Origin of the sequence: Marinomonas profundimaris (genome assembly GCF_000508165.1) — a bacterium.
Classification (GTDB): Bacteria; Pseudomonadota; Gammaproteobacteria; order Pseudomonadales; family Marinomonadaceae; genus Marinomonas; species Marinomonas profundimaris.
On sequence record NZ_AYOZ01000013.1, the window covers coordinates 1 to 23,951 of the forward strand.

General features: G+C 45.6%; 18 protein-coding genes and 2 tRNA genes. 11 read left to right on the forward strand and 9 right to left on the reverse strand.

What is annotated here, in order from left to right; translation table 11 throughout:
- The first annotated feature begins 110 nt into the window (after positions 1-110).
- The 3 genes from D104_RS27845 to D104_RS27855 all read left to right on the forward strand — a co-directional run bounded on the left by D104_RS27845 (position 111) and on the right by D104_RS27855 (position 2,073).
- Positions 111-187, forward strand: a tRNA-Met gene (locus D104_RS27845).
- A gap of 108 nt (positions 188-295) precedes the next feature.
- Positions 296-372 (forward strand) — tRNA-Met (locus D104_RS27850).
- Positions 373-1,119: 747 nt separating this feature from the next.
- Positions 1,120-2,073, forward strand: coding sequence for a CorA family divalent cation transporter (locus D104_RS27855; RefSeq protein ID WP_024023945.1), 954 nt, complete (start codon positions 1,120-1,122; stop codon positions 2,071-2,073).
- Between the two features lie 312 nt (positions 2,074-2,385).
- Here D104_RS27855 and D104_RS27860 read toward each other — a convergent pair whose 3' ends face one another.
- The 8 genes from D104_RS27860 to D104_RS27895 form a co-directional block, all read right to left on the reverse strand.
- On the reverse strand, positions 2,386-3,831 hold the full coding sequence (locus tag D104_RS27860; RefSeq protein WP_024023946.1) for an aldehyde dehydrogenase: 1,446 nt from the start codon (positions 3,829-3,831) through the stop codon (positions 2,386-2,388).
- A 68-nt stretch (positions 3,832-3,899) separates the two neighbouring features.
- The gene (locus D104_RS27865) at positions 3,900-4,697 is read right to left on the reverse strand and encodes a coniferyl-alcohol dehydrogenase (RefSeq protein WP_235075920.1); all 798 of its coding nucleotides are present in this window, start codon (positions 4,695-4,697) and stop codon (positions 3,900-3,902) included.
- Positions 4,698-4,704: 7 nt separating this feature from the next.
- Positions 4,705-5,709: a branched-chain amino acid ABC transporter permease gene (locus D104_RS27870; RefSeq protein ID WP_024023948.1), complete on the reverse strand. Its 1,005-nt coding sequence runs from the start codon at positions 5,707-5,709 to the stop codon at positions 4,705-4,707.
- Positions 5,706-6,611 (reverse strand): branched-chain amino acid ABC transporter permease, encoded by a 906-nt coding sequence (locus D104_RS27875; RefSeq protein ID WP_024023949.1) that lies wholly within the window; start codon positions 6,609-6,611, stop codon positions 5,706-5,708. Before D104_RS27875 ends, D104_RS27870 begins: the two co-directional genes overlap by 4 nt.
- Positions 6,608-7,327, reverse strand: a complete 720-nt coding sequence (locus tag D104_RS27880; protein ID WP_024023950.1) for an ABC transporter ATP-binding protein — start codon at positions 7,325-7,327, stop codon at positions 6,608-6,610. Before D104_RS27880 ends, D104_RS27875 begins: the two co-directional genes overlap by 4 nt.
- A complete protein-coding gene (locus D104_RS27885) occupies positions 7,311-8,060 on the reverse strand; it encodes an ABC transporter ATP-binding protein (RefSeq protein ID WP_024023951.1) in 750 nt (249 codons plus the stop codon). Before D104_RS27885 ends, D104_RS27880 begins: the two co-directional genes overlap by 17 nt.
- A 13-nt stretch (positions 8,061-8,073) precedes the next feature.
- Entirely contained in the window at positions 8,074-9,369 is a 1,296-nt protein-coding gene (locus D104_RS27890) for an ABC transporter substrate-binding protein (RefSeq protein WP_024023952.1), read from the reverse strand.
- 82 nt (positions 9,370-9,451) lie between these two features.
- Positions 9,452-10,915, reverse strand: coding sequence for an aldehyde dehydrogenase (locus D104_RS27895; protein WP_024023953.1), 1,464 nt, complete (start codon positions 10,913-10,915; stop codon positions 9,452-9,454).
- A 149-nt stretch (positions 10,916-11,064) separates the two neighbouring features.
- Here D104_RS27895 and D104_RS37000 point away from each other — a divergent pair, with 149 nt between their 5' ends.
- The 7 genes from D104_RS37000 to D104_RS27925 all read left to right on the forward strand — a co-directional run bounded on the left by D104_RS37000 (position 11,065) and on the right by D104_RS27925 (position 20,155).
- Complete coding sequence (locus D104_RS37000; RefSeq protein WP_024023954.1) at positions 11,065-11,952, forward strand: helix-turn-helix domain-containing protein; 888 nt, start codon at positions 11,065-11,067, stop codon at positions 11,950-11,952.
- A 194-nt stretch (positions 11,953-12,146) separates the two neighbouring features.
- Positions 12,147-12,566: a hypothetical protein gene (locus D104_RS37325; RefSeq protein ID WP_152531149.1), complete on the forward strand. Its 420-nt coding sequence runs from the start codon at positions 12,147-12,149 to the stop codon at positions 12,564-12,566.
- Positions 12,567-12,636: 70 nt separating this feature from the next.
- Positions 12,637-14,010: a TolC family protein gene (locus tag D104_RS27905; protein WP_024023956.1), complete on the forward strand. Its 1,374-nt coding sequence runs from the start codon at positions 12,637-12,639 to the stop codon at positions 14,008-14,010.
- A complete protein-coding gene (locus tag D104_RS27910) occupies positions 14,007-15,602 on the forward strand; it encodes an efflux RND transporter periplasmic adaptor subunit (protein ID WP_024023957.1) in 1,596 nt (531 codons plus the stop codon). Before D104_RS27905 ends, D104_RS27910 begins: the two co-directional genes overlap by 4 nt.
- A 9-nt stretch (positions 15,603-15,611) precedes the next feature.
- Positions 15,612-18,731 (forward strand): efflux RND transporter permease subunit, encoded by a 3,120-nt coding sequence (locus D104_RS27915; protein WP_024023958.1) that lies wholly within the window; start codon positions 15,612-15,614, stop codon positions 18,729-18,731.
- Between the two features lie 131 nt (positions 18,732-18,862).
- Positions 18,863-19,210 carry a copper resistance CopC family protein gene (locus D104_RS27920; protein WP_024023959.1) on the forward strand — a complete coding sequence of 116 codons (348 nt, stop codon included), beginning with the start codon at positions 18,863-18,865 and terminating at the stop codon, positions 19,208-19,210.
- Between the two features lie 51 nt (positions 19,211-19,261).
- A complete protein-coding gene (locus tag D104_RS27925) occupies positions 19,262-20,155 on the forward strand; it encodes a copper resistance D family protein (protein ID WP_024023960.1) in 894 nt (297 codons plus the stop codon).
- A gap of 54 nt (positions 20,156-20,209) precedes the next feature.
- Here D104_RS27925 and D104_RS27930 read toward each other — a convergent pair whose 3' ends face one another.
- Positions 20,210-21,709: a methyl-accepting chemotaxis protein gene (locus D104_RS27930; protein WP_024023961.1), complete on the reverse strand. Its 1,500-nt coding sequence runs from the start codon at positions 21,707-21,709 to the stop codon at positions 20,210-20,212.
- Between the two features lie 388 nt (positions 21,710-22,097).
- On the opposite strand from D104_RS27930, the gene D104_RS27935 reads away from it, so the two are divergent.
- The gene (locus tag D104_RS27935; protein ID WP_024023962.1) at positions 22,098-23,906 is read left to right on the forward strand and encodes a sensor histidine kinase; all 1,809 of its coding nucleotides are present in this window, start codon (positions 22,098-22,100) and stop codon (positions 23,904-23,906) included.
- The last annotated feature ends 45 nt before the right edge of the window (positions 23,907-23,951 follow it).

Consider the following 23,951-nt stretch of genomic DNA (forward strand, 5'->3'; position numbering starts at 1 on the left):
CGTAGGTTCGAATCCTGCTCCCGCAACCAATTAGAATCAGTCTAGTTTGGTTACATGATTTTATCTTATATTTCTGAAAATAAACTATATAAATCAATAGTTTAACTTGTCGCGGGACGGAGCAGTCTGGTAGCTCGTCGGGCTCATAACCCGAAGGTCGTAGGTTCGAATCCTGCTCCCGCAACCATTTCAGTTAAGATCGTAGGTTCACTTTTAAATTAAGATAAGTGCTCCCGCAACCAAATATTCAGAAATACATTACTAAAAAGTAAGCTATATCAATAGTTTAACTTGTCGCGGGGTGGAGCAGTCTGGTAGCTCGTCGGGCTCATAACCCGAAGGGCGTAGGTTCGAATCCTGCTCCCGCAACCATCTCAGTTAAGGTCGTAGGTTCACTTTTAACTTAAGATAAGTGCTCCCGCAACCATTTCAGTTAAGGTCGTAGGTTCACTTTTAAATTAAGATAAGTGCTCTCGCAACCATCTCAGTAAAGGTCGTAGGTTCACTTTTAAATTAAGATACGTGCTCCCGCAACCATCTCAGTAAAGTTCGTAGGTTCACTTTTAACTTAAGATAAATGCTCCCGCAACCATTTCAGTTAAGGTCGTAGGTTCCCTTTTAAATTAAGATAAGTGCTCCCGCAACCATCTCAGTAAAGATCGTAGGTTCATTTTTAAGTTACGATATACGTCCCTGAAACTACCTTTCAAAATTTCTTCTAGATCAATTCTAAGATCGTGGATTCACTGTTTAATTAAGATAAGTGCCGCCTCTACGGATTCTTATTTCTATCTCACTCAACACTCCGAAACTTTCCAGTCATTTTTAACGTTTGTTTTATGCTTTTACGGCTTTTACGGCTTTTACGGCCTTTTGCTTATATATCTCTCTCTTTTACTCGAAAAAACGGTGTCGTGAATCTTCTGCTAGGTTGTCCTATTTTCAGGTTTTAGGCCTATCTAGGCTTTACTAAACACCGATTAGTATTAAAATCTGCTTCTATAGAAAGTTATGACGCGTAGTAGTGGTTATATTTGTAGTGCTTGGCTATATTGAAAAAGATTTTTTTTACGCGTAAGGAAATCATGACGTTAATTGTGAAGTTGAGAGCTTATTTCGATGATAGAAGTAGTGACGAAAAATAATGAAATATTGAGAGTAGACAGTATTGATGGGCTCATGAAAGATGCTCATGATTTTAATTTTATGCATTTTATTGACTACAAGCCCAATGAGCTAAAGTGGATTACGGACGAATTTGGCATAGACTTTGAAATTATGAATCATTATAAAGATATTGAGATTAGTTCTCATTTTTTGGAAGATGATACACAAGCTGCTCTGCATATATCTCTGCCTTTTTACAATAGCGGTATGAAGTTTACAGAAGAACCAATATTTTTCGTTTTATCTGAGAAAACGGTATTTATGTTTACGAGTTCTGAATCAGATAAGTTCTTTGGGAAAAACTATAAAAACAAATCAACTATTATTAAAAACCTTTCAGACCCATGTTTGATATTTAAAGCGCTTATTGAATTTATTTCTGATTTGTACGCGGACATAACTGAAAATATAACCAAAAAAATCAAAATTCTTGCCAATAGAATATTAATAGAAAAACAGTACTTAAACTCTGATACGGATGTGACGACAGGGCTTAAGTTCAATAATTTATTACTTAAAGAGTCACTGATGGAAACAAGGCGCGTTTTTTCCATGTATAAAAAAAGTAGGATGGAGCGCATTTACAAAATCAAAGAGACGGTTGAAACTGAGCTAAGTGATCTTAATGTTGTTTCTGAACATATTCAGTTCAATTTTGATCGACTTGACGACTTAAAAGAAAATATTTCAAATAAAATTGAAATAGAGCAAAATCATATTTTTAAAATACTGACAATCACGACGATGTCTATATCTGTACCTACGCTTGTCGCTGCAATATACGGTATGAATTTTGAAAACATGCCTGAACTAAAAGCTGTTTATGGTTATCCTATTGTGATTGTGGTCATGCTTATTAGTATTTTATGTCCGCTTATATTTTTCAAAGTGAAGAAATGGTTTTAATCATATTGGTCCTAAATTCAGATGATAAATAATAAAGTGATAGGCTTGTTGTTTATACTTGGTAAGCAGTGCGAATCTTGCTGTCACTAGTATTTATTAAAGCCTGATTACCATGCCTTGTTACGAAATCTCTATCCGGTCTTAAGTGAAAAAATTCCTAATAGGCCTAGGGGGTGAAGTAAAAGAAAATACGGAAGACATGGAATTACAGGATTTTTTTGGCAGTCTTAGCCGTGTAGTAAATGGTTGAAGATAAAAAAGCCACCCGTATTTAATATGGATGGCTTTTGTTATTTTCTTGCTCAGGCTGTATTAGAACGGGTAGTGTTGGCTCGGATCTTCAATGGTGATCCAGCGTAAATCCGTGAACTCAGCGATTCCTGCTTTGCCTCCAAAGCGGCCGTAACCGGAATCCCCAACGCCACCAAAAGGCATGTGTGGTTCATCCGCTAAAGTGGGGCCATTGATATGGCAAATGCCACTTTTAATTGCGTTGGCGCAGGCCAAAGCACGATTGATATCTTGAGAGAATACCGCGGCAGACAACCCGTATTCGCTGTCGTTGGCGACCTGAATGGCTTCTTCATCACCATTCACTCGAATAATAGACTTAACAGGACCAAAGCTTTCTTCGTTGTAAATACGCATGTTGTTAGTAACGCCGTCGAGTAGTGTGGCAGAAAATATTGAACCATCATTGTCACCGCCGCAGGCAAGTTTTGCCCCCTTGCTTACCGCATCATTGATCAGCTCATGCATTTTTTCTGAGACTTGAGGGTTCACTAACGACCCCAATACCACAGCATCACGAGGATTTCCCCAAGGCAGCTTAGATGCTCTGGCCACTAGTTTTTCTACAAATTCATCGGCAATTTTTTCATCGACGATGACGCGTTCGGTCGACATGCATATTTGTCCTTGGTTCATAAAGGCGCCAAAAACAGCGGCGTTCACGGCGCCCTCAATATCCGCATCGGACAAGATAACCAACGGTGCTTTACCGCCAAGTTCCAATAAGGCAGGTTTTAAATTTTCACCCGCTAGACGACCGATAATACGTCCTACAGGGCTGGACCCTGTGAAGTTTACATGACGCACTTCTGGAGCTTCAATTAAAGCTTTCACGACACTTGGTGCGTCACTTGGGTCATTTGAAATTAGGTTGATCACACCTGCTGGAAAACCGGCTTCTAGGAAACAATCGATAATTAATCGATGAGTCAGAGGGCAAAATTCCGAGCTTTTAAAAATCACGGTATTGCCACACGCCAGCGGCGTAGCAATGGCTCGAGCCCCTAAAATGATAGGCGCGTTCCATGGTGCAATCGCCAAACAAACGCCTTTTGGTTTGTTCACTGACATTGCCAACGTGCCTGGTTTATTGGAAGGAATCACTTCACCGCCAATTTGGGTTGTCAGAGCCGCGGCTTCACGAATGTGACCTGCAGCCAGCATCACGTTAAACCCTGCCCAAGGACCTGTTGCACCGGTTTCGGTAATCATCGCGGCGATGAAATCGTCTTGCTTGGATTCCATGATGTCGGCGGTTTTATTTAATAAATTGCGACGTTCTATTGGACCTGTTTGCGCCCAAGCAGGAAAAGCGTTTTGCGCCGCTGTCGTGGCCGAGACAACATCGTCTAGTGTGGCAGCCGCGGAAACTGAGGCGACAGCGCCAGTGACTGGGTCTAAACGAGAATATTCTTTGTGGTTACTGGCTTTTAGGTCAAGACCACCGATGCTTAATAAAACCGTCATAATGTGTTTCCTTATTTTAAAAGTTACGTTTCTATACGTTATATTTTTTAAACTATGCTTGTTATAAGTTACGTTTTTGATAAACCAAGCGCTTCGACTGTCACGGAAGCTTCCAGTCCACCATCCGCTGCGATGTTGTTGCCATTTACCCAGCGAGCGGCGTCTGAGCAGAGGAATAAAATAACCGGCGCGATGTCCGCCGGTGTGCCCGCACGACCGACTCGATCCACATCAGAATTGACGCGCTGATCGCCAAGTACTTGGCGAAATTGTGTCAGAATTGGTGTTTCGACTGGACCCGGTGAGACGGCATTCACTCGGATGTTTCGTGATTTAAACATCGGTTGATGAGCGGCCAGCATGGTCCAAACTAAGAGTATTTCTTTTGAAATGGGGTAACCGAGTTCATTGGGAATCGCAAAATCTTCCATCAGTTTGCTAGGCTCTGGAAAGCCACTTAATTTCGCCATCACTGAGGCGCGCTGTGTGTTTTCACGCCAGCCGTATCCCGCCATTGACGCCACGTTAATAATGCTGCCGCCCGTTCGAATTTTGGTGGCCAACCCTTCTGAGAGCGCTTTTAAACCAAAGAAGTTAATCGCTAACGTCAGCGCCGCGCCACCGGTCCCAGAAACACCAGCGACATTACACAGTGCATCAATTCCGTCAGGAAGTGCATTGACGATTTCATCCACGCCTGCTTGAGTCGAAATATCACCCTGCAAAAACGTACCGATCGAATGACTCGGTTTGACAACATCGATGCCGATAACATCCGCCCCCATATGCGCAGCAAGTTCTGCGGTATGTTGGCCAATGCCGCTTGCAACGCCCGTCACAACGATTATTTTTCCGAATAACATCATGATCTCCTTATGTGTTTTTAGATTTTGTATCAACAATCAATCCGGTGACTTGATAGCCGACCGGAATCAAGGTGATACCCAAGCGGTTTTCAATGGCGCCCCAAAGGCCTTTCGGCAAAAATAGAGAGCAAAACATAGCCACAGCACCCAAACCGACGAGATACCAAACGCCCGTACTGGCAAACCATGTTTCTACCGCAAAGAACAACAGCGCGCCCAAAATGGCGCCTTCAAATCGACCTAATCCACCCACAAGCACCATGAAAATCATGTACGCCGTCCATTGAACCGAGAAGTAGGTTTTAGGTTGGAAGGACGATGCTTGGGCAAGCCACAATGCGCCCGCTAATGCCGTACCAAAGGCAGCAAAAATGAAGAACCATTTTTTGACTTTTTCCGCATCCACGCCGATAGAGTCGGCGGCTTCTTCGTTGTCTCGAATAGCTTGCATAGCAATGCCAGCGCGCGATCGAAGAATAAAGAACAAGCCCAGCAACAAACCTGACATGCCTAGCAGCGCAGAGAGGTAAATCAGCGTGCGACGGGTCTCTATGTCAAATTGGTTGAGCGCGATTAATGAAATGCCGGTTTCACCTTGAATCAAGGGGTCAAGGTTCACCAATAAGTGACCGATCGACGCGAGTACCCACATGCCAATGGCAAACTCGCCCGCTTTTAACCGCAACATGAAGGTGGAAATCGGCCAACTAAGCAATCCCACTAAACACGCCGCCATTAACAAAGCCGCAAAAGGGGAAACACCCAAATTAGTAATACGAATCGTGGCGTATGCCCCTAAGCCAAAAAACAATTGCTGACCAATGGAAATTAAGCCACCAAAGCCCGCCAGCGTATTCCACATTGCCGCCATGATGATGTAAATGAAGAGCACCGTTAGGCGTTCCATGACGTTATTAGACGCCAGCATAGGCATCATGATCAGGACAATAAACAACACAACGATGATGAAAATAGTCGCCTTAGAATAGGCATTAGAGCGTTTTATTTTCATAGAGAGTCTCCCTTATGACGACGTTTAATCAGCCAGTGTTTGAGAGAGAAAACATTGCTATTGAGATAAATACGGGCAAACAAAAACATCAGAAAGACCAAATGCCCACCTAATAAAAAACCTTGCGGGTGAATGAGTGCACCGACACTCTGTGCAATCGCCAGAATAATGCCGCCCATGAACACGCCCCACAAAGAGCCTGCACCACCAATGATGGTTGCTTCAAAAGCAAACAAGAGTTGAGGGCCGCCAGCATACGCATCGAACGTGCCACGCAAGCCAAGCGCGGTACCAGAAATGGCCACCGTCATCATGGCAATGGCGGCGGATATACCGGCAATTTTTCGAGAGTCGATACCAACCAGCCCTGCGGTTTCCGGGTCAAATGCGGTGGCGCGTATTTGTCGTCCTAGTGGTGTAAAACGCAGCACCAGATCCAACCCGCCGATCACCACAATAGCAGTGAGCAAAACGATGACAGGGAGCTTACCTACCCATAACCCAAAAATTTCATAAGAATCCCAGCTTAAATCGCCAAGATAAGGCGCCAGCGAACGGGTATTGGCACCAAATTGTTGGAACAACAAATTGTCGATCACAATGGCGAGGCCAAAGGTGGTTAGAACGGGTAACAGTTCTCCGCCTTTTGTTGCTCGCTCTAAGATGACGCGTTGCAGTAACAATCCCACCACCGCCATGATGGGAAGTACCATAAGTACCGAAATAAAAGGCGACAGCGCGAGTGCATCGGTGATTTCCCAAACTAAATACGCGCTTAAAATGGCCAGCGAGCCATGAGCCAGGTTGATGATTCGCATGACTTGAAACATAAAGGCTAGGCCGCAGGCGACCAAAGCGTAATAGCCGCCGAGCAAGATGGCTTGTACCAGACTATTGATCATGACGCCTCCTGTTGAGTGGCTTTATTCAGGCCAAAATAAGCTTGAGTGATTTCATCGCGATGGGTATCGGCGGTTAGCTTATCGAGCACGATACGACCTTCAAGCATGCAAATTGCTCGCTGAGAGAAGGTGATGGCACGTTCTAGGTCTTGTTCGACTAACAAAATAGTCGTGCCAGCGTCGCGTAAACTTTCGATCGAGGCATACACTTGATCGACCACCAGTGGCGATAATCCCAAGCTTACTTCGTCTAAAATCAGCAGTTCGGGATTCGCCATGAGTGCGCGGCCAATGGCCGTGGCTTGTTGCTCGCCACCGGATAAACTCCCCGTTTTAGAATGGCGACGTTTCACCAAATTGGGAAAAGTGGTAAAAATGCGTTCAATATCCCAATCGCCCTGTCGCTGAACGGTCTTGCCCAGCAACAGGTTCTCTTCCACCGTCATCTCGCTAAACAAACGACGGCCTTCTGGCACGAGTGATAAGCCTTGTTGAACGCGCGTGCTTGACGAGGTGTCGGTAATGTCTTGGTCTTTAAAAGACACGCGGCCCGAATAAATGGGCAAGGCACCGGCAATGGCTTTGAGAAAAGTGGATTTGCCTGCGCCATTGGCGCCAATTAGTGAAACAATGTCGCCTTGAGTGATCTCGATGGAAACGCCCTGTACCGCGCGGAACTGTCCATAACGTACGTCTAAATTATGCACTGACAGCATGGCTGGCTCCTCCCATATACGCTTTCATGACCTGTTGATTCGACATGACATCGTCAGGCGTGCCTTGGGCAATAATACGACCGCTGTCCATGCAAATAAGTGTTTTGGCCACGCGTAATAAGATGTGTACGATGTGTTCAATCCACACGATACCAATGCCACGCTCACGCAGCGTCAGAATGGTATCCACCAGTTGCAGGGCTTCCGCGTCGGTTAAACCGCCGCCAATTTCGTCTAAAAACAGCAGCTTTGGTTGGGTCGCGAGCGCCCGAGCCAGTTCTAAGCGCTTGCGATCGAGAAGGCCAATGCTGTCGGCTTCCCGATTTGCCAACGGCAACATGCCGCACAGTTTGATCGATTCAAGGGCGATGTCGTAGGCTTCTTCACGGTTACTGGTGGCAGAATGAATGGCCGCCACAAAGACATTTTCAAACACGCTAATACCTGAAAAAGGCTTCGGGATTTGGTGTGTTCTCACTAAACCTTGCTTGGCACGTTGTCGTGCGGGTTGATGAGTAATGTCTTGATCATTGAGTTTTATCTGTCCACTGGTGGGCGGTTGAGCACCAGACAGCACGCTTAATAGGGTGGATTTTCCGGCACCATTAGGTCCAACGATGCCAATGGCATCGTTGGTGTCCATGGTGAAATCAATTCCATTCAGCACTTGCACGCGACCAAAAGACTTATGAATGCCCGTCGCTTGAAGTTGTGAGTATGGCGTTATTATCACGATAGAATTCCTATTAACGGTTGTACTGAAGTAACGTGTGAGTCACAGGAACATTCGTGTCTGTGACGTTTTCAGTAATCACGTAATCGAGCTTAAATTTGCCGGTGCCTTTTACCCATTGCGCGCCAATGATGGGGCCGGAGGCAACATTGGGAACAGGGCCCGAGGTGAAGTCAACTTGGCCGCCAATTGTTGTGACATTGAGCTTTGCGATGGCATCCCGCACGGAAGTACGAGACATAGGGTTTTTGGACTGCTTCAGCGCTTCTGTACCAGCATCAAATAACGACAATGTGGCACCCAGTTGCTGAGTCCATTGCTCGCCGGTTTGCTTTTCCCACAGCGCGGCTAATTCTTCACCATTTTGACCCGTTAATGGGGACGTATAAGGGAAGGTTTTGTGCCAATAAGCGGCAGACGCAATCTTTGGTCCTAACGACCCTAATACTTCAATATCGGAAGGAAAAAGTCCGGTTTTGGCGATTTGGATGATTTTGATTTGACGATGCAAACCCTGTTGCGCGGCTTGTCGCCAGAAGGCTGCGAAATCCGGTGGAATAGGGAAAGAGTTGATGATCTCAACACCTTCGGATTTAAACAGCGCGATTTGGCTGGAAAAATCTGACGTACCGGTTTCGTAAGCGCCCGGATCAATCACCGTATAACCTGCTTTTTCAATACGCGGCTTAAGCACAGCGCGAATGGCGTTGCCATCGGCATCGTTCGGGTACATTACGCCGACTTTTTTGTTGGTATCGATCAAAGACCATTGAGAAAGGTAAGTGCGATAAAACTCGTCTGTGCCAAAACCAAAATGGTACGTCCATTTGAATGGGCTGGCTTCGCCGGGTTTTGCACCGCGCCCATAATACCAAGCTTCCCAAGGCATCACGGTTGAGATAAAAGGAATACCTGCGGCTTCACTGGCGTCGGCAACGGGGTTGATTACTTCCGGTGTTGAAATTGCCAACATCAAGTCCACATCTTGGTTAATCAACTCTTTGGCAAGTTGCGACGCTCGTGCTGGATCCGACTGGCTATCACGATCGATGATTTCCACCTGATAATGTTTGCCCGCTACCGTCATACCATTCGCTAACGCGAGGCGCGCTTGCTCTAAAATAAAACCATCTGTTTTACCAAAACTGGCCAAAGGGCCGGTTCTTGGACTGATAAAACCGATGCGAATGGTGTCGTCATCTTGCGCTGCGAGCATCTGACCGGTCCACATCAAGCTGCCGGCGGTGACGGCGCATAACATGAGTTTGGTTAAATTTGGCGCAAAGGGGGCCAATAGACGTGCTTTCATAAGAACCTCTTTTTATTTTTGTTGTTTGAATGGTTTGTCTTGAACCGCGTTATTTAGAACGGTTTAAGTCTGATGAGAAACATCAAGGGGGAGCGACGGTAATCCATCGCACTTCAGTGAATTCGTCCACACAAGCGTTACCGCCGAAACGACCATAGCCGCTCGACTTGAGCCCACCAAAAGGCATGGCAGGATCGTCTTTTACGGTAGATGAATTAATGTGGCACATGCCGGATTCAATACGGTTCGCCATGTCTTTGGCGAGCGTGAGATCGTTGGTGAAGATGGACGCGGCCAGCCCATATTCACAATTGTTGGCGACGGTAATGGCTTCTTCTGGGGAATCAACTCGATAAATACCGGCGATTGGTCCAAAGCATTCTTCTGAGTAAATGCGCATCATCGGCGTAATGTGATCCAGCAAAGTGGCATCAATAAATTGCCCTCTACGTGGTGTGCCAGCAAGCAGTGTGGCGCCTTTGTCTAGAGCGTCTTCGATGAGCGCAGATAAACGAGAAGCAATAGAAGGGCTGGCAACAGGTCCAAGCTTAACGCCGTTACGTCGAGGGTCGCCAGCAACGAGATCAACCATCATGCTTTTAAGAATGTCAATAAACTCATCCGCAATGGCTTGCTCAACAATAATTCGATCTGTCGCCATACAGATTTGGCCCTGATTTAAAAAAGCGCCATAAACGGCTTCTTTTGCGGCCAATTGTAGGTTGGCGTCTTTCAACACAATAAGAGGCGATTTTCCGCCTAGCTCTAAAAGGCAGCGTTTTAGGTGTTGGGCGGCAAGTCCCGCAATGATTTTTCCAATGCGCGTCGACCCGGTAAAGTTAACCCGTCTTACAGATGGGTTCGCGATCAGACTTGCAATCACTTCTTCTGAATGCTCTGGCGCATTGGTCATCACGGAAATAACGCCGTTCGGAACGCCTGCTTCATGCAGTAATTCGGCGATGAGTGAGTGTGTCGCAGGGGACAATTCAGACGCTTTTAAAATGACACAGTTGCCAAAGGCCAAGGGGAATACAACGGCGCGCATCGCCAGTACAATCGGAGCATTCCAAGGCGCAATGGCAAGACAAACACCAACGGGTTGGCGCACAGTGTATGAATCCAACGCATCCATTTTTGAGGGTACGAAAGGGTATCTGAGCGCCAGCTCCACGGCGGCCTCAATGGCTTCTGCCGCTACTTTTATATTGAAATCGACCCATTCATGAATGGCCCCAATTTCTTTTAACATCAATTGAGCAAAGCGATCTCGATATTTCGGCATTAGGGCTTTTGCGTGACGAAGAATGCGCGCTCGTTCAGTAACGTCGGTTGTCGACCATGTATGAAAGTTAGCCACCGCAACGGACGCCATGTGTTCTGCGTCTTCGCGTCGACCGCATGCCGCACGAGAAGCGACGAGGTCGGTACTTGGGTCTAACCTGTCAAAATAACCGCCTGCAATAGCAGGAGTCGAGCGACCGTCAATGAATAAATTGATGTCAGGCTCGGTTGTCAGGTCAATATTGTTGTACTCAATACTCAATTTTTCACCCTTACCATTATTAGATTTTTTGTCGGTAGCTGAGGAATTTTTAAAAGATTAACAGCTATCCACGCTACCAACATGTCAAATTATGGATTAATCTTGTCAATTTCTGGTTTATTCTAATAAATTAACCGAGGAGGATGCTTATGCTGACCAATATTATTGGTTCTATGGTGCGCTTTGAATCGATTCAGCCGGGTTTACAATCTCGAATATTCAGCACGGGAAATGATAATTTCACCGACTTTAATTTGCTCGGCATTGTTCAGCGTGGCGACGTGTCGGTTTCGATGGAAGAAATGCATCAGGTGACGGAATCTTCCATTTTTTGTCTTCCTCATAAGAAACAAGCCAAAGTGTTGGTGCCGCCAGGCAGTCAAATGTGGCTGTTAGGTTACAGTGATGAATTGATTTCCTTGGTGACAGGATCCGATCTCGACAGCGCGAAATTGGAAGTCTTAATGCGACAGTTCACCATCACGAATTGCGATAAAAAAGACATTGATGAAGCGTTTTTGCCGCTTTTACGTTTATTAAGTGCAGAAATAGCGGTAACGAAGAAGCGCTCACGAACGGTAATTTGCTCGATTATTCGTATCTTACTTATCAGTATTTATCGACTGAGCAACATTGAATCCATGCGATTAACGCATTCACCAGATGAACTAATATTGCAGCAATTTCGTCAGCTGGTGGAAGTCGAATATCGTAATAGAAGGGCAGTGTCTTACTATTGTCAGGAACTGATTATGACCTACGATCGCTTGCACGCTATTTGTCAGCGCAACCTCAAAAAGTCCCCTTTGCAGCTGATTAATAACCGCGTTTTGATAGAAGCGACTCTGAGATTGAAAAAGTCATCGGATTCGGTGCAAGCGATTGCCAATAGCTTGGGTTACAACGACGCGAGCCAATTTAGCCACTTTTTTAAAAAAGAAACAGGGCTCTCTCCTAGCCAATTTAAACGGAATTATGCAGAAAAAGGCGGTGGTCACACGGAACATGTCATGCAAGATTTTTCCGATTGGCCTTAAGAGGTAACATCCGTTATAGCGCAGGGTAAGAGGGTGTTGGTAGCCAACTTTCGGAACAATTAAAATATTAGGGCATGGTCTTTTATTGACACGTGTGGCAGGATTTTACGATGGTTTTTCATTTTATATTTCAAGTTGCAATACGCCATTTACTTGCCTATAGTCTTGCTTATTCGAAGTAGAGAACCTTGTTCATGCCACCATTTGTTTTAAATAACGTCAGTCTTTCAGCGAGAAAACACGGTATCGTGTGTTTGTTGCTGTTTGTGCTATCGCTATTTTCGATGGCAATGGCAACGAACAGTATGATGTCATCGGCTTCGAATATGATGTCTATGGAAACACACCAAATGTCGGACATGTCGGCCCATGATATGTCTTCTAATAGTGATTCTAGCTGCATGTCTGCTGCGGTTGACGACTGTTCCAGCCTGACATCGGAACACAATCACCAAAATTGCATGGACAATCATTGCAGTAGCTTTTCAAGCTTACTGGTCAGCTATCATTCGGATTCCGACAATATTTCGTCTGTTCACACGACGTTACCGTCTGAATCCTACGTTTCTACCCACCCAAATACGCCTTATTTCCCTCCGATAGTCCTTTCTTAAATTCGCTGTTTCACTCACCGCGGTTATTCGCGTTGAGGTTTTATGAATTTAACAATGAGTACTCGAGCCAATGGCCAAAAACAATCTTTTGGCATTCTGTCATGTATTACAGAGTGTCTATAGCCGTGATTTTTTCATCGGTAAAACGCATCGTATTGCCTCCGTTTCCTTATTATCGTTATTGCCGCTTGCTGTTAACGCAGAAGCGCTAAGCCTTCAGCAAGCGGTAGAAAAAGCCGTCTCACAAGATGATTGGTTGGTGTCCAGTCAGCAAAAAGAAAACGCCATGCGTGTGTTAAGCCAAGGCATGACGGCGCTGCCAGACCCAAAAATCAATGTTGGTTTATTGAATATGCCAACCGACAGTTTTGATGTAAACCAAGAAGCGATGACGCAATTTAATGTGTCGGTATCGCAGATGTTTCCAGCCGGAGATACCTTGCGTTTAGCAGGGGAAAAGTACACTGCACAAGGCGATCAGATGCCGTTGATGCGGGACAATCGTCGCGCAATGTTAGCGATGGAAGTGTCGAATATATGGCTAACGGCCTACCGATACGAAGAGAGCATCAAGCTTGTGAAGCAAAATAGAACCCTGTTTGAACAGCTTCATGAAGTAGTTGAAAGTGGGTATAGCTCGGCGTATGGGCGAGCCAAACAGCAAGATTTAGTACGCTCTGAATTGGAGTTGATTAAGTTAGATCATCGCCTTACGCAGCTTCGCCAAGCGAAAGAAAGTGCACTGAAAAAGCTGTCCCAATATATTCTTCCAACAATGATGAATCAGAACACAGCGGATCAAAACATCACGCTGAAAACAACGCGTGAACCCATCAAGTTAACCTCGTCGAATACGCTTACATCAAATGCCTTAGCGGCTCGTTTGAGTCAGCATCCATTGGTTCGTCTCGTAGACGTTCAATCCAATACCGCGCAGATAGACAAAGCGATGGCCGAGCAAAAATACAAACCAGAATGGGGCGTTACGCTGGGCTACGGTTATCGCGGTGATGACCTGAGCGGCAAAGACAGAGCGGATTTAGCGTCGATTGCCGTGAGTGTCAGTGTGCCGATTTTTTCGTCTCGTCGACAGGATGCTCAGGTGAAAGCCGCGTCCTTGCAAGTCGAATCCTTTCTTTCTGAAAAGCAATTGGTGCTGAATGAACTCATGGCCAAATACCGTGTTCTGACGTCTGATATTCGTCTGTTGGATCAACGCATCCGTCTTTATCAAACCAAGTTAATTCCCAGTTATCGAGAAAGTGCTCAAGCTATGTTAAATGCGTATACCAGCAACGATGGCGGTTTTTCGGATGTGGTTCAGGCGCGTATCGCGACATTGAATGCACACATCGAATTACTGGATATTCGTATCGAACGTTTCAAGCGTTTGGCAGAACTGAATTACGTGATGACACAAGGTGAAGAGGTAAAAAACACATGAAAGTAATCGGATATATCGGGGTGTTTGTATTAGGTGGTGTGCTTTCGGCTACGAGTTATCACTTTGGTCTTCAAGCATTTAATGTCATGAATGATGATATGAATAGCGAGATGAGCAGTGACATGAATGCGGGCTCATCAAACGCGAAAGGTGAAAAAACGCCTTTGTATTGGGTGGCACCAATGGACCCAAATTATCGCCGCGACAAACCGGGTCAATCGCCCATGGGCATGGATCTTATCCCTTTTTATGGCGCCGCTCAGGGTTCTGATAATGCTGGCGTTGGCACGGTGAGTATTTCGCCCGAAGTGGTGAATAACCTTGGTGTGCGAACAGGGAAAGTGTTTGAAGGCATGTTGAAACCTGACATTCGAACCGTGGGCTATTTGGCTTACAACGAAGACAAGATTGTTCATATTCATCCTCGCGTTGAAGGCTGGATCGAAAAGAGTTTTATAAAATCCAATGGCGACTCGGTTGAAAAAGGTCAGCCTTTGTTCGACCTGTATTCACCGACCTTGGTCAATGCGCAGGAAGAATTTGTCTTTGCGTTAGCGCGGAAAGACAAGCGCATGATCAACGCGGGCGAGGAGCGACTAAAAGCCTTGCAGGTGCCGAGCGATTTCATTCAAACGCTAAGAGCGAAGCGAAAAGTGTCTCAAACGGTACGATTCTTTGCGCCACAAAGTGGGGTGATTGATAACCTTGGGATTCAAGACGGTTTTTACATTAAACCAGGCACTACCTTGATGTCGATCGCGGATCTGAGTGAAGTCTGGCTGGACGCCGAAGTATTTGAACGCCAAGCGCATCGCGTTGCAGTGGGTCAAACTGTTGACGCCGTCATGGACTTCCTACCAGGGAAAACCTTCACCAGTAACGTGGACTTTATTTATCCGACGCTGAATGCCAAAAACCGAACCTTACGCGTTCGTATTCGTTTGGATAATTCAGAACAACTCTTGAAACCAGATATGTTTGCCCATGTGCGGATTGAAACCACAGAACCGGGTCAAAAACGCTTGATTCCAAAAGAAGCCCTGATACGTGGCGGCGAGCAAAATCGCGTGGTACTGGCATTGGGTGAAGGGCGTTATAAATCGATTGCTGTCGAAACCGGTGCTTTCGGTGATGATTACGTAGAAATCTTAGACGGCTTGGTATTAGGTGATGAGGTGGTGACATCAGCGCAGTTCTTGTTGGATTCTGAGTCCAGTAAAAGCTCCGATTTCAAGCGCATGAACGTAGACAGTCACCAGACGCCAATGTCTACCAGTGCTTTGTCTACCAGTGCTTTGTCTGTCAGTGATATGTCGGACAATGACATGTCAGAGCAAGCAGAACCAGAACCCGCTAACAATGTTTGGGTGGCCGCACGCATTAATCGTCTTGATGCGACAACGCGCATGGTGAATGTAAATCACGAAGCGATCTCAGATTGGCATTGGCCAAAAATGACGATGGACTTTGTGTTAGCGGATTGGTTGGAGTTGGATGAATTGCCAATAGGTAAAAATATTCAGCTTGAGATTACGCGTGAAAGCAGCGTGAAGTTTATTGTCACTGATTATTTTGACGCCGACACGGAGTAGGAGAGCATCATGATTGAAGCGATCATTCGTTGGTCCATTAACAACCGATTCATGGTGTTGTTGGCCAGTATTATTCTCGTTGGCGCCGGTTTGTATTCGTTAAAGAATACGCCAGTTGATGCGATTCCTGACTTGTCGGATGTGCAAGTCATTATTAAAACCAGCTATCCGGGGCAAGCGCCGCAAGTTGTCGAAGACCAAGTAACGTATCCGCTTACCACGGCGATGCTGTCTGTACCGGGTGCTCAAACGGTGCGTGGTTATTCTTTCTTTGGGGATTCATATGTCTATGTGATTTTTGATGAAGACACCGACATGTACTGGGCGCGAAGCCGAGTGTTGGAGTATTTGAGTCAAGTTGCGCCGTCCTTACCCAGCAACGCGAGGGCACAATTAGGACCAGACGCAACGGGCGTTGGCTGGGTGTATTTGTACGCTTTGGTGGATAAAACCGGTCAAAATGATTTGAGCCAGCTGCGTTCACTGCAAGACTGGTTCTTGAAGTATGAATTACAAACCGTGCCCGGCGTATCGGAAGTCGCGCCCATTGGCGGCATGGTGAAGCAATATCAGGTGAGTGTGAATCCCGACAAATTACGCGCGTTGAACATGCCATTGAGCCATATTCAAAATGCGATTAAACGCGGCAATCAGGAAGTCGGTGCGTCGGTCATTGAAATGGCCGAAGCCGAATACATGGTTCGAGCGTCGGGTTATATTCAGAGCATCGAAGACATCGAAATGATTCCGCTTGGCGTCAGTGAAAGTGGTACACCGGTGACAATCAAAGATGTGGCAGACGTCGGTGTTGGTCCACAAATGCGCCGAGGTTTGGCGGAACTAAATGGCGAAGGCGAAACCGTCGGCGGCGTGGTGGTCATGCGGTTTGGTGAAAATGCACAGAAGACCATCGAAGGCGTCAAGGCGAAACTGGAAACCCTGAAATCCAGCCTGCCAAAAGGGGTTGAAGTGGTGACGGTTTATGATCGTTCCGGTTTGATTGACCGCGCCGTGGAAAATTTATGGACCAAACTACTGGAAGAATTCCTTGTGGTGGCGCTGGTCTGTGTGGTGTTTCTTTTTCATGTGCGTTCTTCTTTGGTGGCGATCATCAGTTTACCCGTGGGGATTCTAACCGCTTTCATTGTAATGCATTGGCAAGGCATTAACGCCAACATCATGTCGCTTGGTGGTATCGCGATTGCCATTGGCGCCATGATAGACGGTGCTATTGTGATGATCGAAAACCTCCATAAGCACATGGAAAAGGTCGAAATGACCAAGGAAAACCGCTGGCAAATTGTCACCGCTGCGGCCACTGAAGTGGGTCCTGCTCTCTTCTTTAGTCTGCTGATTATCACCGTCAGTTTTGTGCCTGTGTTTACCTTGGAATCCCAAGAAGGACGGATGTTTGGACCCTTGGCGTACACAAAAACCTACGCCATGGCCGCGTCGGCGGCATTAGCCATCACACTCGTACCGGTTTTAATGGGCTATTTTGTACGGGGTAAAGTGTTACCCGAGCATAAAAACCCAATCAATCGCGCTTTGGTCGCGGTGTACATGCCGGCGTTAAAAGCGGTGTTAAGCTTTCCAAAAACAACCATCGTGGTGGCGATTGCTATTTTTGCTTTTGGTATGTGGCCGTTAAATAAATTGGGCAGCGAGTTTATTCCAAATCTAGACGAAGGCGATTTAATGTACATGCCAACGGCGTATCCGGGCATTTCCATCGGACAAGCCCGTCAGGTATTGCAGCAAACCAATAAATTGATTGCGACCTTGCCTGAGGTAGAAACTGTCTTTGGTAAAGTGGGTCGCGCGGAAACGGCGACTGATCCTGCGCCGCTGACCATGATTGAAACCTTCATACAGTTTAAGCCTCAGTCTGAATGGCGTGACGGCATGACCAGCGACAAAATCAAGCAAGAGCTGGATCAGATGGTGAAAATCCCAGGCATTACCAACGCCTGGGTGATGCCGATCAAAACGCGTATCGACATGCTTGCAACGGGCATCAAAACCCCTGTGGGCATTAAGATCGCAGGGCCGGATTTGAAAGTGATTCAAGGTATTGGTTTGCAGTTAGAAAAAATCCTGAAACCAGTCGAAGGCACGGCATCGGTGTATTCTGAACGTGTGGCGGGCGGTCGTTATGTCAACATCGATATTGATCGAGCAAAAGCTTCCCGATATGGAATGAACATTCAAGATGTTCAAGAGCTGATCTCATCAGCGGTGGGCGGTATGAATGTCACTAATACTATAGAAGGGCTGGAGCGCTACCCAATTAACGTGCGTTATCCGCAGGAATATCGAGATTCCCCCGAGCAGTTAGCCCTTTTGCCGATTGTGACGCCGACTGGTTTGCGAATCGCTTTGGGTGATATTGCTGATGTGTATGTGGAAGAAGGGCCGCCGGGACTAAAAAGCGAAAATGCTCGTTTGAATGGCTGGACTTTCGTGGACATTGAGGGTGTGGATATTGGCCGTTATGTTGAAAACGCGCAGAAAATCGTGGCAGAGCAAGTGCAATTGCCAGCCGGATATTCGTTAAATTGGTCTGGCCAATACGAATACATGCAACGAGCAAAAGAAAAACTCACGTATGTGGTGCCGCTGACATTGGCCATCATTATTGTCCTCTTATATATTAATTTTCGTAATTTTTCCGAGGTCGCCATCATTATGGGTACCTTGCCTTTTGCCATGGTGGGCAGTATTTGGCTGATGTATTTGTCTGGCTTCAACTTCTCGGTTGCGGTGGGCGTTGGTTTTATTGCGCTGGCTGGGGTCGCGGTGGAAATTGGTGTCATTATGCTGGTGTATTTGAATCAAGCGTGGTCTGAAACGCAGCGTAAATGCGCTGAAAAAGGCGTTTCACCGCGTGTAGACACGCTTTATCACGCGGTGCTTCACGGCGCTGGTATGCGAGTTCGTCCTGTGATGATGACGGCAGCAGCGATCATTATCGGTTTACTGCCGATTTTGTATGGCACGGGCACAGGTTCCGAAGTGATGAGCCGGATTGCAGCACCCATGGTTGGCGGTATGGTGAGCGCCGTCGTGCTGACGTTATTGGTCTTGCCAGCGGTGTATTTTCTCTGGAAAAAATCGTCGCTAAAGTAAGTGTGTTTTAACCGTAAATGAAAGCGCTGCAAAGGAAAAATGCCTCTGCACCGGGATCAAAAAAGTAATAATAAGCAATGAATTTCACATTAATCGATTTAACATGAATCAAACCATAAAAGGGCAATATTATGAGCAAACTAAAATTCGTACTTTCTGCGTTGGCAATGACCGCGTCTGTTAGCGTATTTGCACACGGTAAGATGATGGAAACTTACCCACAAGATGGCGCGATGCTAATGGATCAAGCACAGCGAGTCGAAATGCATTTTCAAAAGCCAATGCGCGTGGTGAGCTTGAAAGTCGTTGGGTCGGACAATAAACCGGTCGCGATTCAATACGACCGAAAAGCCAAAGCCACAGACAACTTTAAAGCGATGTTGCCTGAGTTAGCACCCGATAGTTATTCTGTTCAATGGAAGGCGATGGGAGACGATGGTCACATGATGAAAGGGTCTTATCATTTCATGCAGCATTAATGGTTTTCGACCCTGTATTTGACCCATAAAACGTAAGATAACGGAGGCTGTATGGCGTTAACGAATTGGGAAATTGCGCAATTACTAACACGTTGGTTGTTGTATTTTGGTGTATCAAGCGTGGTGGGTGGTTTGTTTGCGTTCAATTTGTTGCGCCATCAGCCTGAGTTTTTGCGTCGTATCAAAGGGTATGTTGTGACCGGTGTGCTGGTGGGGAGTGCGGCCACGGTGGCGTATTTCTTTATCTTAGTGGGTGCGACGATGGAGGAAGGGCTTTGGTCCATGTTTGATCCAGATATGGTCTCCATCTTTTGGGATTCTGCTGCAGGTAGCATTGTATTGGTCCGTTTGTCAGGCTACGCACTCGTGGCCCTGTCGTTGATTGTTCTTGGTAAGGCTTGCACACAAAATGCTTGGCCGTATTCGCCCCTGTCGTTGCTGATTGCACCGTTAGGTATTATCAGCTTGGTGTATTCCTTCTCCCTTTCTGGGCACGCGACGGAGCAAGCTTGGTATTACCAGTTAATATTTTTTATGCACATTTTAATTGCAGCTTGGTGGTTAGGATTGTTGTTTCCATTGTGGCTGGGGGGGCGCAATGCGACGGCGGATGCATCTAATAACGTGCTGGAATACTTCGGTCATTGGGCCGTGGTTGCGGTGTCGATCTTGTTGCTTTGTGGTGTTTGGATGAGCTATGAACTGACCGGATGGCAAGGTTTGCTGTCATCGGATTATGGCTTTTGGTTGTTCGTGAAGCTTGCTCTGGTTGCGGTGATTCTTGCGATGGCGGCGTATCATAAATTGCGTCTTGTACCGCTCATTTTAGAGCGTGGCAATGCGAATGTTATTCAAAAATCCATCTTAACCGAAAAGATTGTCGCGTCTGCGATCCTGGCGGTCACTGCCGTGTTTACCACCTTTGTTGGGCCGCCAATGCATTGAAGCCAAATGACGAGCCGAAGGTATTATCTAATCGACTCGTCAGGTGGCAAACGTTTACTGGGTTTTAAAAATATTTGCTTTGGTTTCGTAGGCTTTAGTGACGGAAGTGATGTTTTTACTGCTTTGTTGAAGGTTGATCATTAGATTGGACAGCGATTCAATGGATTTGGCGTTTTCGCCAATTTGATCGTTAATAAGCGAAATGACTTTTTCTTGTTCATGAGATTCTTTGGCAATCGTTTTACTGGCTGTCGCCACACTGCTTACCGATTGGGCTCTTTCGAACAAGGCTTTGGATATCTTATCGGCGTGCTCAACGCTGATCGACGTTCTTTCTTTGCTGGATTCCATTGAGTTGACAGTATTGTTGACGCTTCTGTTTAGGTTCTTTAGTACTTTTTCTATGTCATCTGTTGAATCGCTAGAGCGTTGCGCCAGCGTTCTTACTTCGTCGGCAACCACCGCAAAACCTCGACCTGTTTCACCTGCTCTGGCGGCTTCAATGGCGGCGTTCAATGCCAATAGGTTGGTCTGTTCTGAAATACTTCGAATGGAGCTAAGCAATTTTGTAATGGCTTCTACGTCAGATGTTAATGAGTTGAGTGAGTCTGCAACCGTCGATGTATTTTGTGACAATAGCGCCATATCTTCCATAATTTCTTGTGTTTTACTGCTGTCGCTTAAGATCCCTTGTTCTAACTCGCCAATAAGGTCTGCAGACTTTGAACTGCTGTGGGTGATTGATTTCATTGAGTGAGAAACATCTTCTGTTGAGGTGGCGACCAATTGCGCGCGTTGGTTACTCGTTACAACATGTCCGGTGACTTCTTCGCTGATTTTTTGAATCTTACCGCTGCTGGCAACCAAATCGTTCGCGATGCCTTTGTAGTCAGTGAACAAATTACCCAGCTTATCGAGGAGTAGATTAAACGCAATTTCAGCGTTTGATATAGGCTTGTCTAAGCGGATGGACAAATCATTGTTACTTGAGATGCGTTGAATCGCATTGGCAATTTTGATGTTTGAAGTTGATTCCTTTTTCATAATAAACGCCATGAAAATTAATAGACTTGCTTCTGAAATAGCAAACACACAATGAACCACCATCACCCATAGATTATGGGGTCCAGCAAAAATCATGACGGGTATCTCACCGATATGAACGCCAGCCATTTGAATAAACATAAAACCGATGTGATACACCGCAGTTGTTAGCAGCGCCGCAATGATTGGCTTCCAGCTTTGATAGATTAGAAAAACCACCATAGATGCAAAAATATGGAAGTGCATTTCAATCATGCCGAGTTGAGTTTGAATCAGCGCGGATGACGTTAGCATCATTAAAATGCCAGCTGAGATAGAAAAGGCGGTGTGGCCTTTGAAAAAAGTATAAGCAAGCTGAGTCAACGCAAATAGAGCGATTGAGCTCATCAATGCAAATGAAAATAACTTAGGTCCAACCAAACCGCTGATCAGTAAAATAGGAATTTGTACGAGTAGAAAACGATAAATGAGTAGATCGTTTTTTAGAGAGCTTTCAAGTGAGATGGTCATTATGAGTATTCCGGTTAATTTAATGCTGGTTTCATGTGTTTTTGATAGCAAGAATTTGAATAAGTTCCTAACGTGCGTAGGGCGTCTGTATCGATACGTTACAAAGCGGTATTTAGATTAAAAATAAGCCAAACATAAAAGGCTTTTTCACTTCATGGTGCTTGAAACAATCTAACACGACCCCCCCCCAAAAAAAACAGCATTAAGGTGGTGTTTTGAATCACAAAAAGACACAGGAAAAACAGCTGATTTGAATAAACAGGCGACTATTATTTAAATAAGCATTTTATGGTTTGGTTGGCGTTGCGAATGCATACATAGGTTTTTTTGTATGTTATTGTTTTATATAAATAATAATTATAATAGCTATGAGGTATCAATAAATACCATGTACAAACACTCAAAAATATTAAGCGGTTCATGGCGGCTACACTGGACTCATTGGGTTGTTATTGCATTGTCTCTGCTGCTTACTTTCAGTGCCTGGTTTATCACTTCTCAGCAAGTTCAACAGAAAACCAAGGCCCAATTTGATTTCCAAGCGGATCAAATAATTGAGTTAGTCCAAGAGCGGATGGCTAAGTACGAAGAAGCATTGTGGGCAGGCGTCGCCTTGCTACACGCTATGCCAAACAAGACGTCCCGAGATGACTGGAGAGTATTCGCCACCAGGTTAAAAATAGAGAGTCGATTCCCAGGGATTAATGGTTTAGGGGTTATTCACTACGTTTCAGAAGCATCTATGCCAGACTATCTGAATTGGCAGCGAGAAAGCATGCCAAATTACGCACTTCACCCGAAACATAATGAAGGCGAATATTGGCCAATTACCTATATTGAACCACTGGCCAGCAATCAAAAAGCCGTTGGATTAGACATGGCGCATGAAAAAAATCGATACAATGCGGCCAAAAAAGCGCGCGATACTGGTGAAGCAAATATTACCGGCCCTATCACCTTGGTTCAGGATGCTAAAAAAACGCCCGGTTTTCTCTTTTATGCTCCGTGGTATGGCGATGATCGATCTCCTATTCACGCTGTTAGCCAAGAAACGACCTTTTTAGGGTTGGTTTATGCTCAGTTTATTATGCATAAACTGATGGACGGTGCTTTAGCCAACACGAATCGTCAAGTGAACTTCAGTATTGATGACGGCGAAGAGGCGCTCTACAGTGAACTGAATGCAAACTCTGAAAACTATGATTCAAAACCGTTGTTTTTAGAAAAAATAGCCGTCGACATGTACGGTCGCCATTGGGTCTTTACAGTGCAATCCTCCAAGCTTTTCCGCGAACAACATTCACAAACGCAACCGATTATGATTCTGATCGGTGGCATTGTCATCGATGCATTACTTTTCTTTATATTTATACTCTTATCGCGAGCCAACCGACGTGCCGTCGCGTATGCAGATAAAGTAACTGAGGATTTAAAACAAAGTAATCAGGCGTTGATGGCTGCGCACAGTGATATTCAAATGCGTAATACCGAGCTGGTTGAAGCGAACAAAGACCTGGACCAATTCGCGTTTGTTGCCTCTCACGATTTGAAGGCCCCTTTACGAGGGATTAGCCAATTAGCGCAATGGATAGAAGAAGATTTGAAAGACAGTTTGACACCTCAAACGAGTGAATTTATGACTCTGTTGCAGGGTCGTGTTTCGCGTCTGGATAAGCTGTTAGACGCGTTGCTTAGTTATTCACGTATTGGCCGAGAAAAAGCCACATTCGAAACGTTTAATCTAGGCGGACGCGCCACAGAACTGTTTTCGTTTTTGAGTCCAGACCAGACCTTCGAGTTTCGTTGTGACGATGAAGTGGGAGACATTACAACAGTGGTTGTGCCACTTGAAATCGTCCTTAGAAATCTGATTGCCAATGCGTACAAACATCACCACAAAGACGCTGGGATCATCACATTTACCGCGAAGGTCAAAGACGATCATTATGTTATGACAATTGAAGACAACGGCCCAGGTATACCGCAAGAGCATCAACAAAAAATATTTGAATTGTTTCGGACACTCAAACCAAGAGATGAAGTAGAAGGCAGTGGTTTAGGCTTGTCGATGGTGAAAAAAATCTTAGAGCGTTATGGCTGCGAGTATCAGGTTGTATCTGATGGTAAAAATGGCACCACTTTCTGTTTTGATTGGCCTTCAGAGCAACAGTTGAAAGATATGTTAAGCAAACAATAATGCGCACATCGAAAATTAATAGGACTAGGTTGATAGCCTGAGTAG

Excerpts from the sequence above, each read along its gene's own strand:
- D104_RS37325 (WP_152531149.1), top strand. The coding sequence starts at position 12,147 with ATGCCACCATTTGTTTTAAATAACGTCAGTCTTTCAGCGAGAAAACAC.
- D104_RS27935 (WP_024023962.1), top strand. The coding sequence starts at position 22,098 with ATGTACAAACACTCAAAAATATTAAGCGGTTCATGGCGGCTACACTGG.
- D104_RS27910 (WP_024023957.1), top strand. The coding sequence starts at position 14,007 with ATGAAAGTAATCGGATATATCGGGGTGTTTGTATTAGGTGGTGTGCTT.
- D104_RS27915 (WP_024023958.1), top strand. The coding sequence starts at position 15,612 with ATGATTGAAGCGATCATTCGTTGGTCCATTAACAACCGATTCATGGTG.
- D104_RS27925 (WP_024023960.1), top strand. The coding sequence starts at position 19,262 with ATGGCGTTAACGAATTGGGAAATTGCGCAATTACTAACACGTTGGTTG.
- D104_RS27930 (WP_024023961.1), bottom strand. The coding sequence starts at position 21,709 with ATGACCATCTCACTTGAAAGCTCTCTAAAAAACGATCTACTCATTTAT.
- D104_RS27920 (WP_024023959.1), top strand. The coding sequence starts at position 18,863 with ATGAGCAAACTAAAATTCGTACTTTCTGCGTTGGCAATGACCGCGTCT.
- D104_RS27905 (WP_024023956.1), top strand. The coding sequence starts at position 12,637 with ATGGCCAAAAACAATCTTTTGGCATTCTGTCATGTATTACAGAGTGTC.
- D104_RS27880 (WP_024023950.1), bottom strand. The coding sequence starts at position 7,327 with ATGCTGTCAGTGCATAATTTAGACGTACGTTATGGACAGTTCCGCGCG.
- D104_RS27865 (WP_235075920.1), bottom strand. The coding sequence starts at position 4,697 with ATGATGTTATTCGGAAAAATAATCGTTGTGACGGGCGTTGCAAGCGGC.
- D104_RS37000 (WP_024023954.1), top strand. The coding sequence starts at position 11,065 with ATGCTGACCAATATTATTGGTTCTATGGTGCGCTTTGAATCGATTCAG.
- D104_RS27870 (WP_024023948.1), bottom strand. The coding sequence starts at position 5,709 with ATGAAAATAAAACGCTCTAATGCCTATTCTAAGGCGACTATTTTCATC.
- D104_RS27875 (WP_024023949.1), bottom strand. The coding sequence starts at position 6,611 with ATGATCAATAGTCTGGTACAAGCCATCTTGCTCGGCGGCTATTACGCT.
- D104_RS27860 (WP_024023946.1), bottom strand. The coding sequence starts at position 3,831 with ATGACGGTTTTATTAAGCATCGGTGGTCTTGACCTAAAAGCCAGTAAC.
- D104_RS27855 (WP_024023945.1), top strand. The coding sequence starts at position 1,120 with ATGATAGAAGTAGTGACGAAAAATAATGAAATATTGAGAGTAGACAGT.
- D104_RS27890 (WP_024023952.1), bottom strand. The coding sequence starts at position 9,369 with ATGAAAGCACGTCTATTGGCCCCCTTTGCGCCAAATTTAACCAAACTC.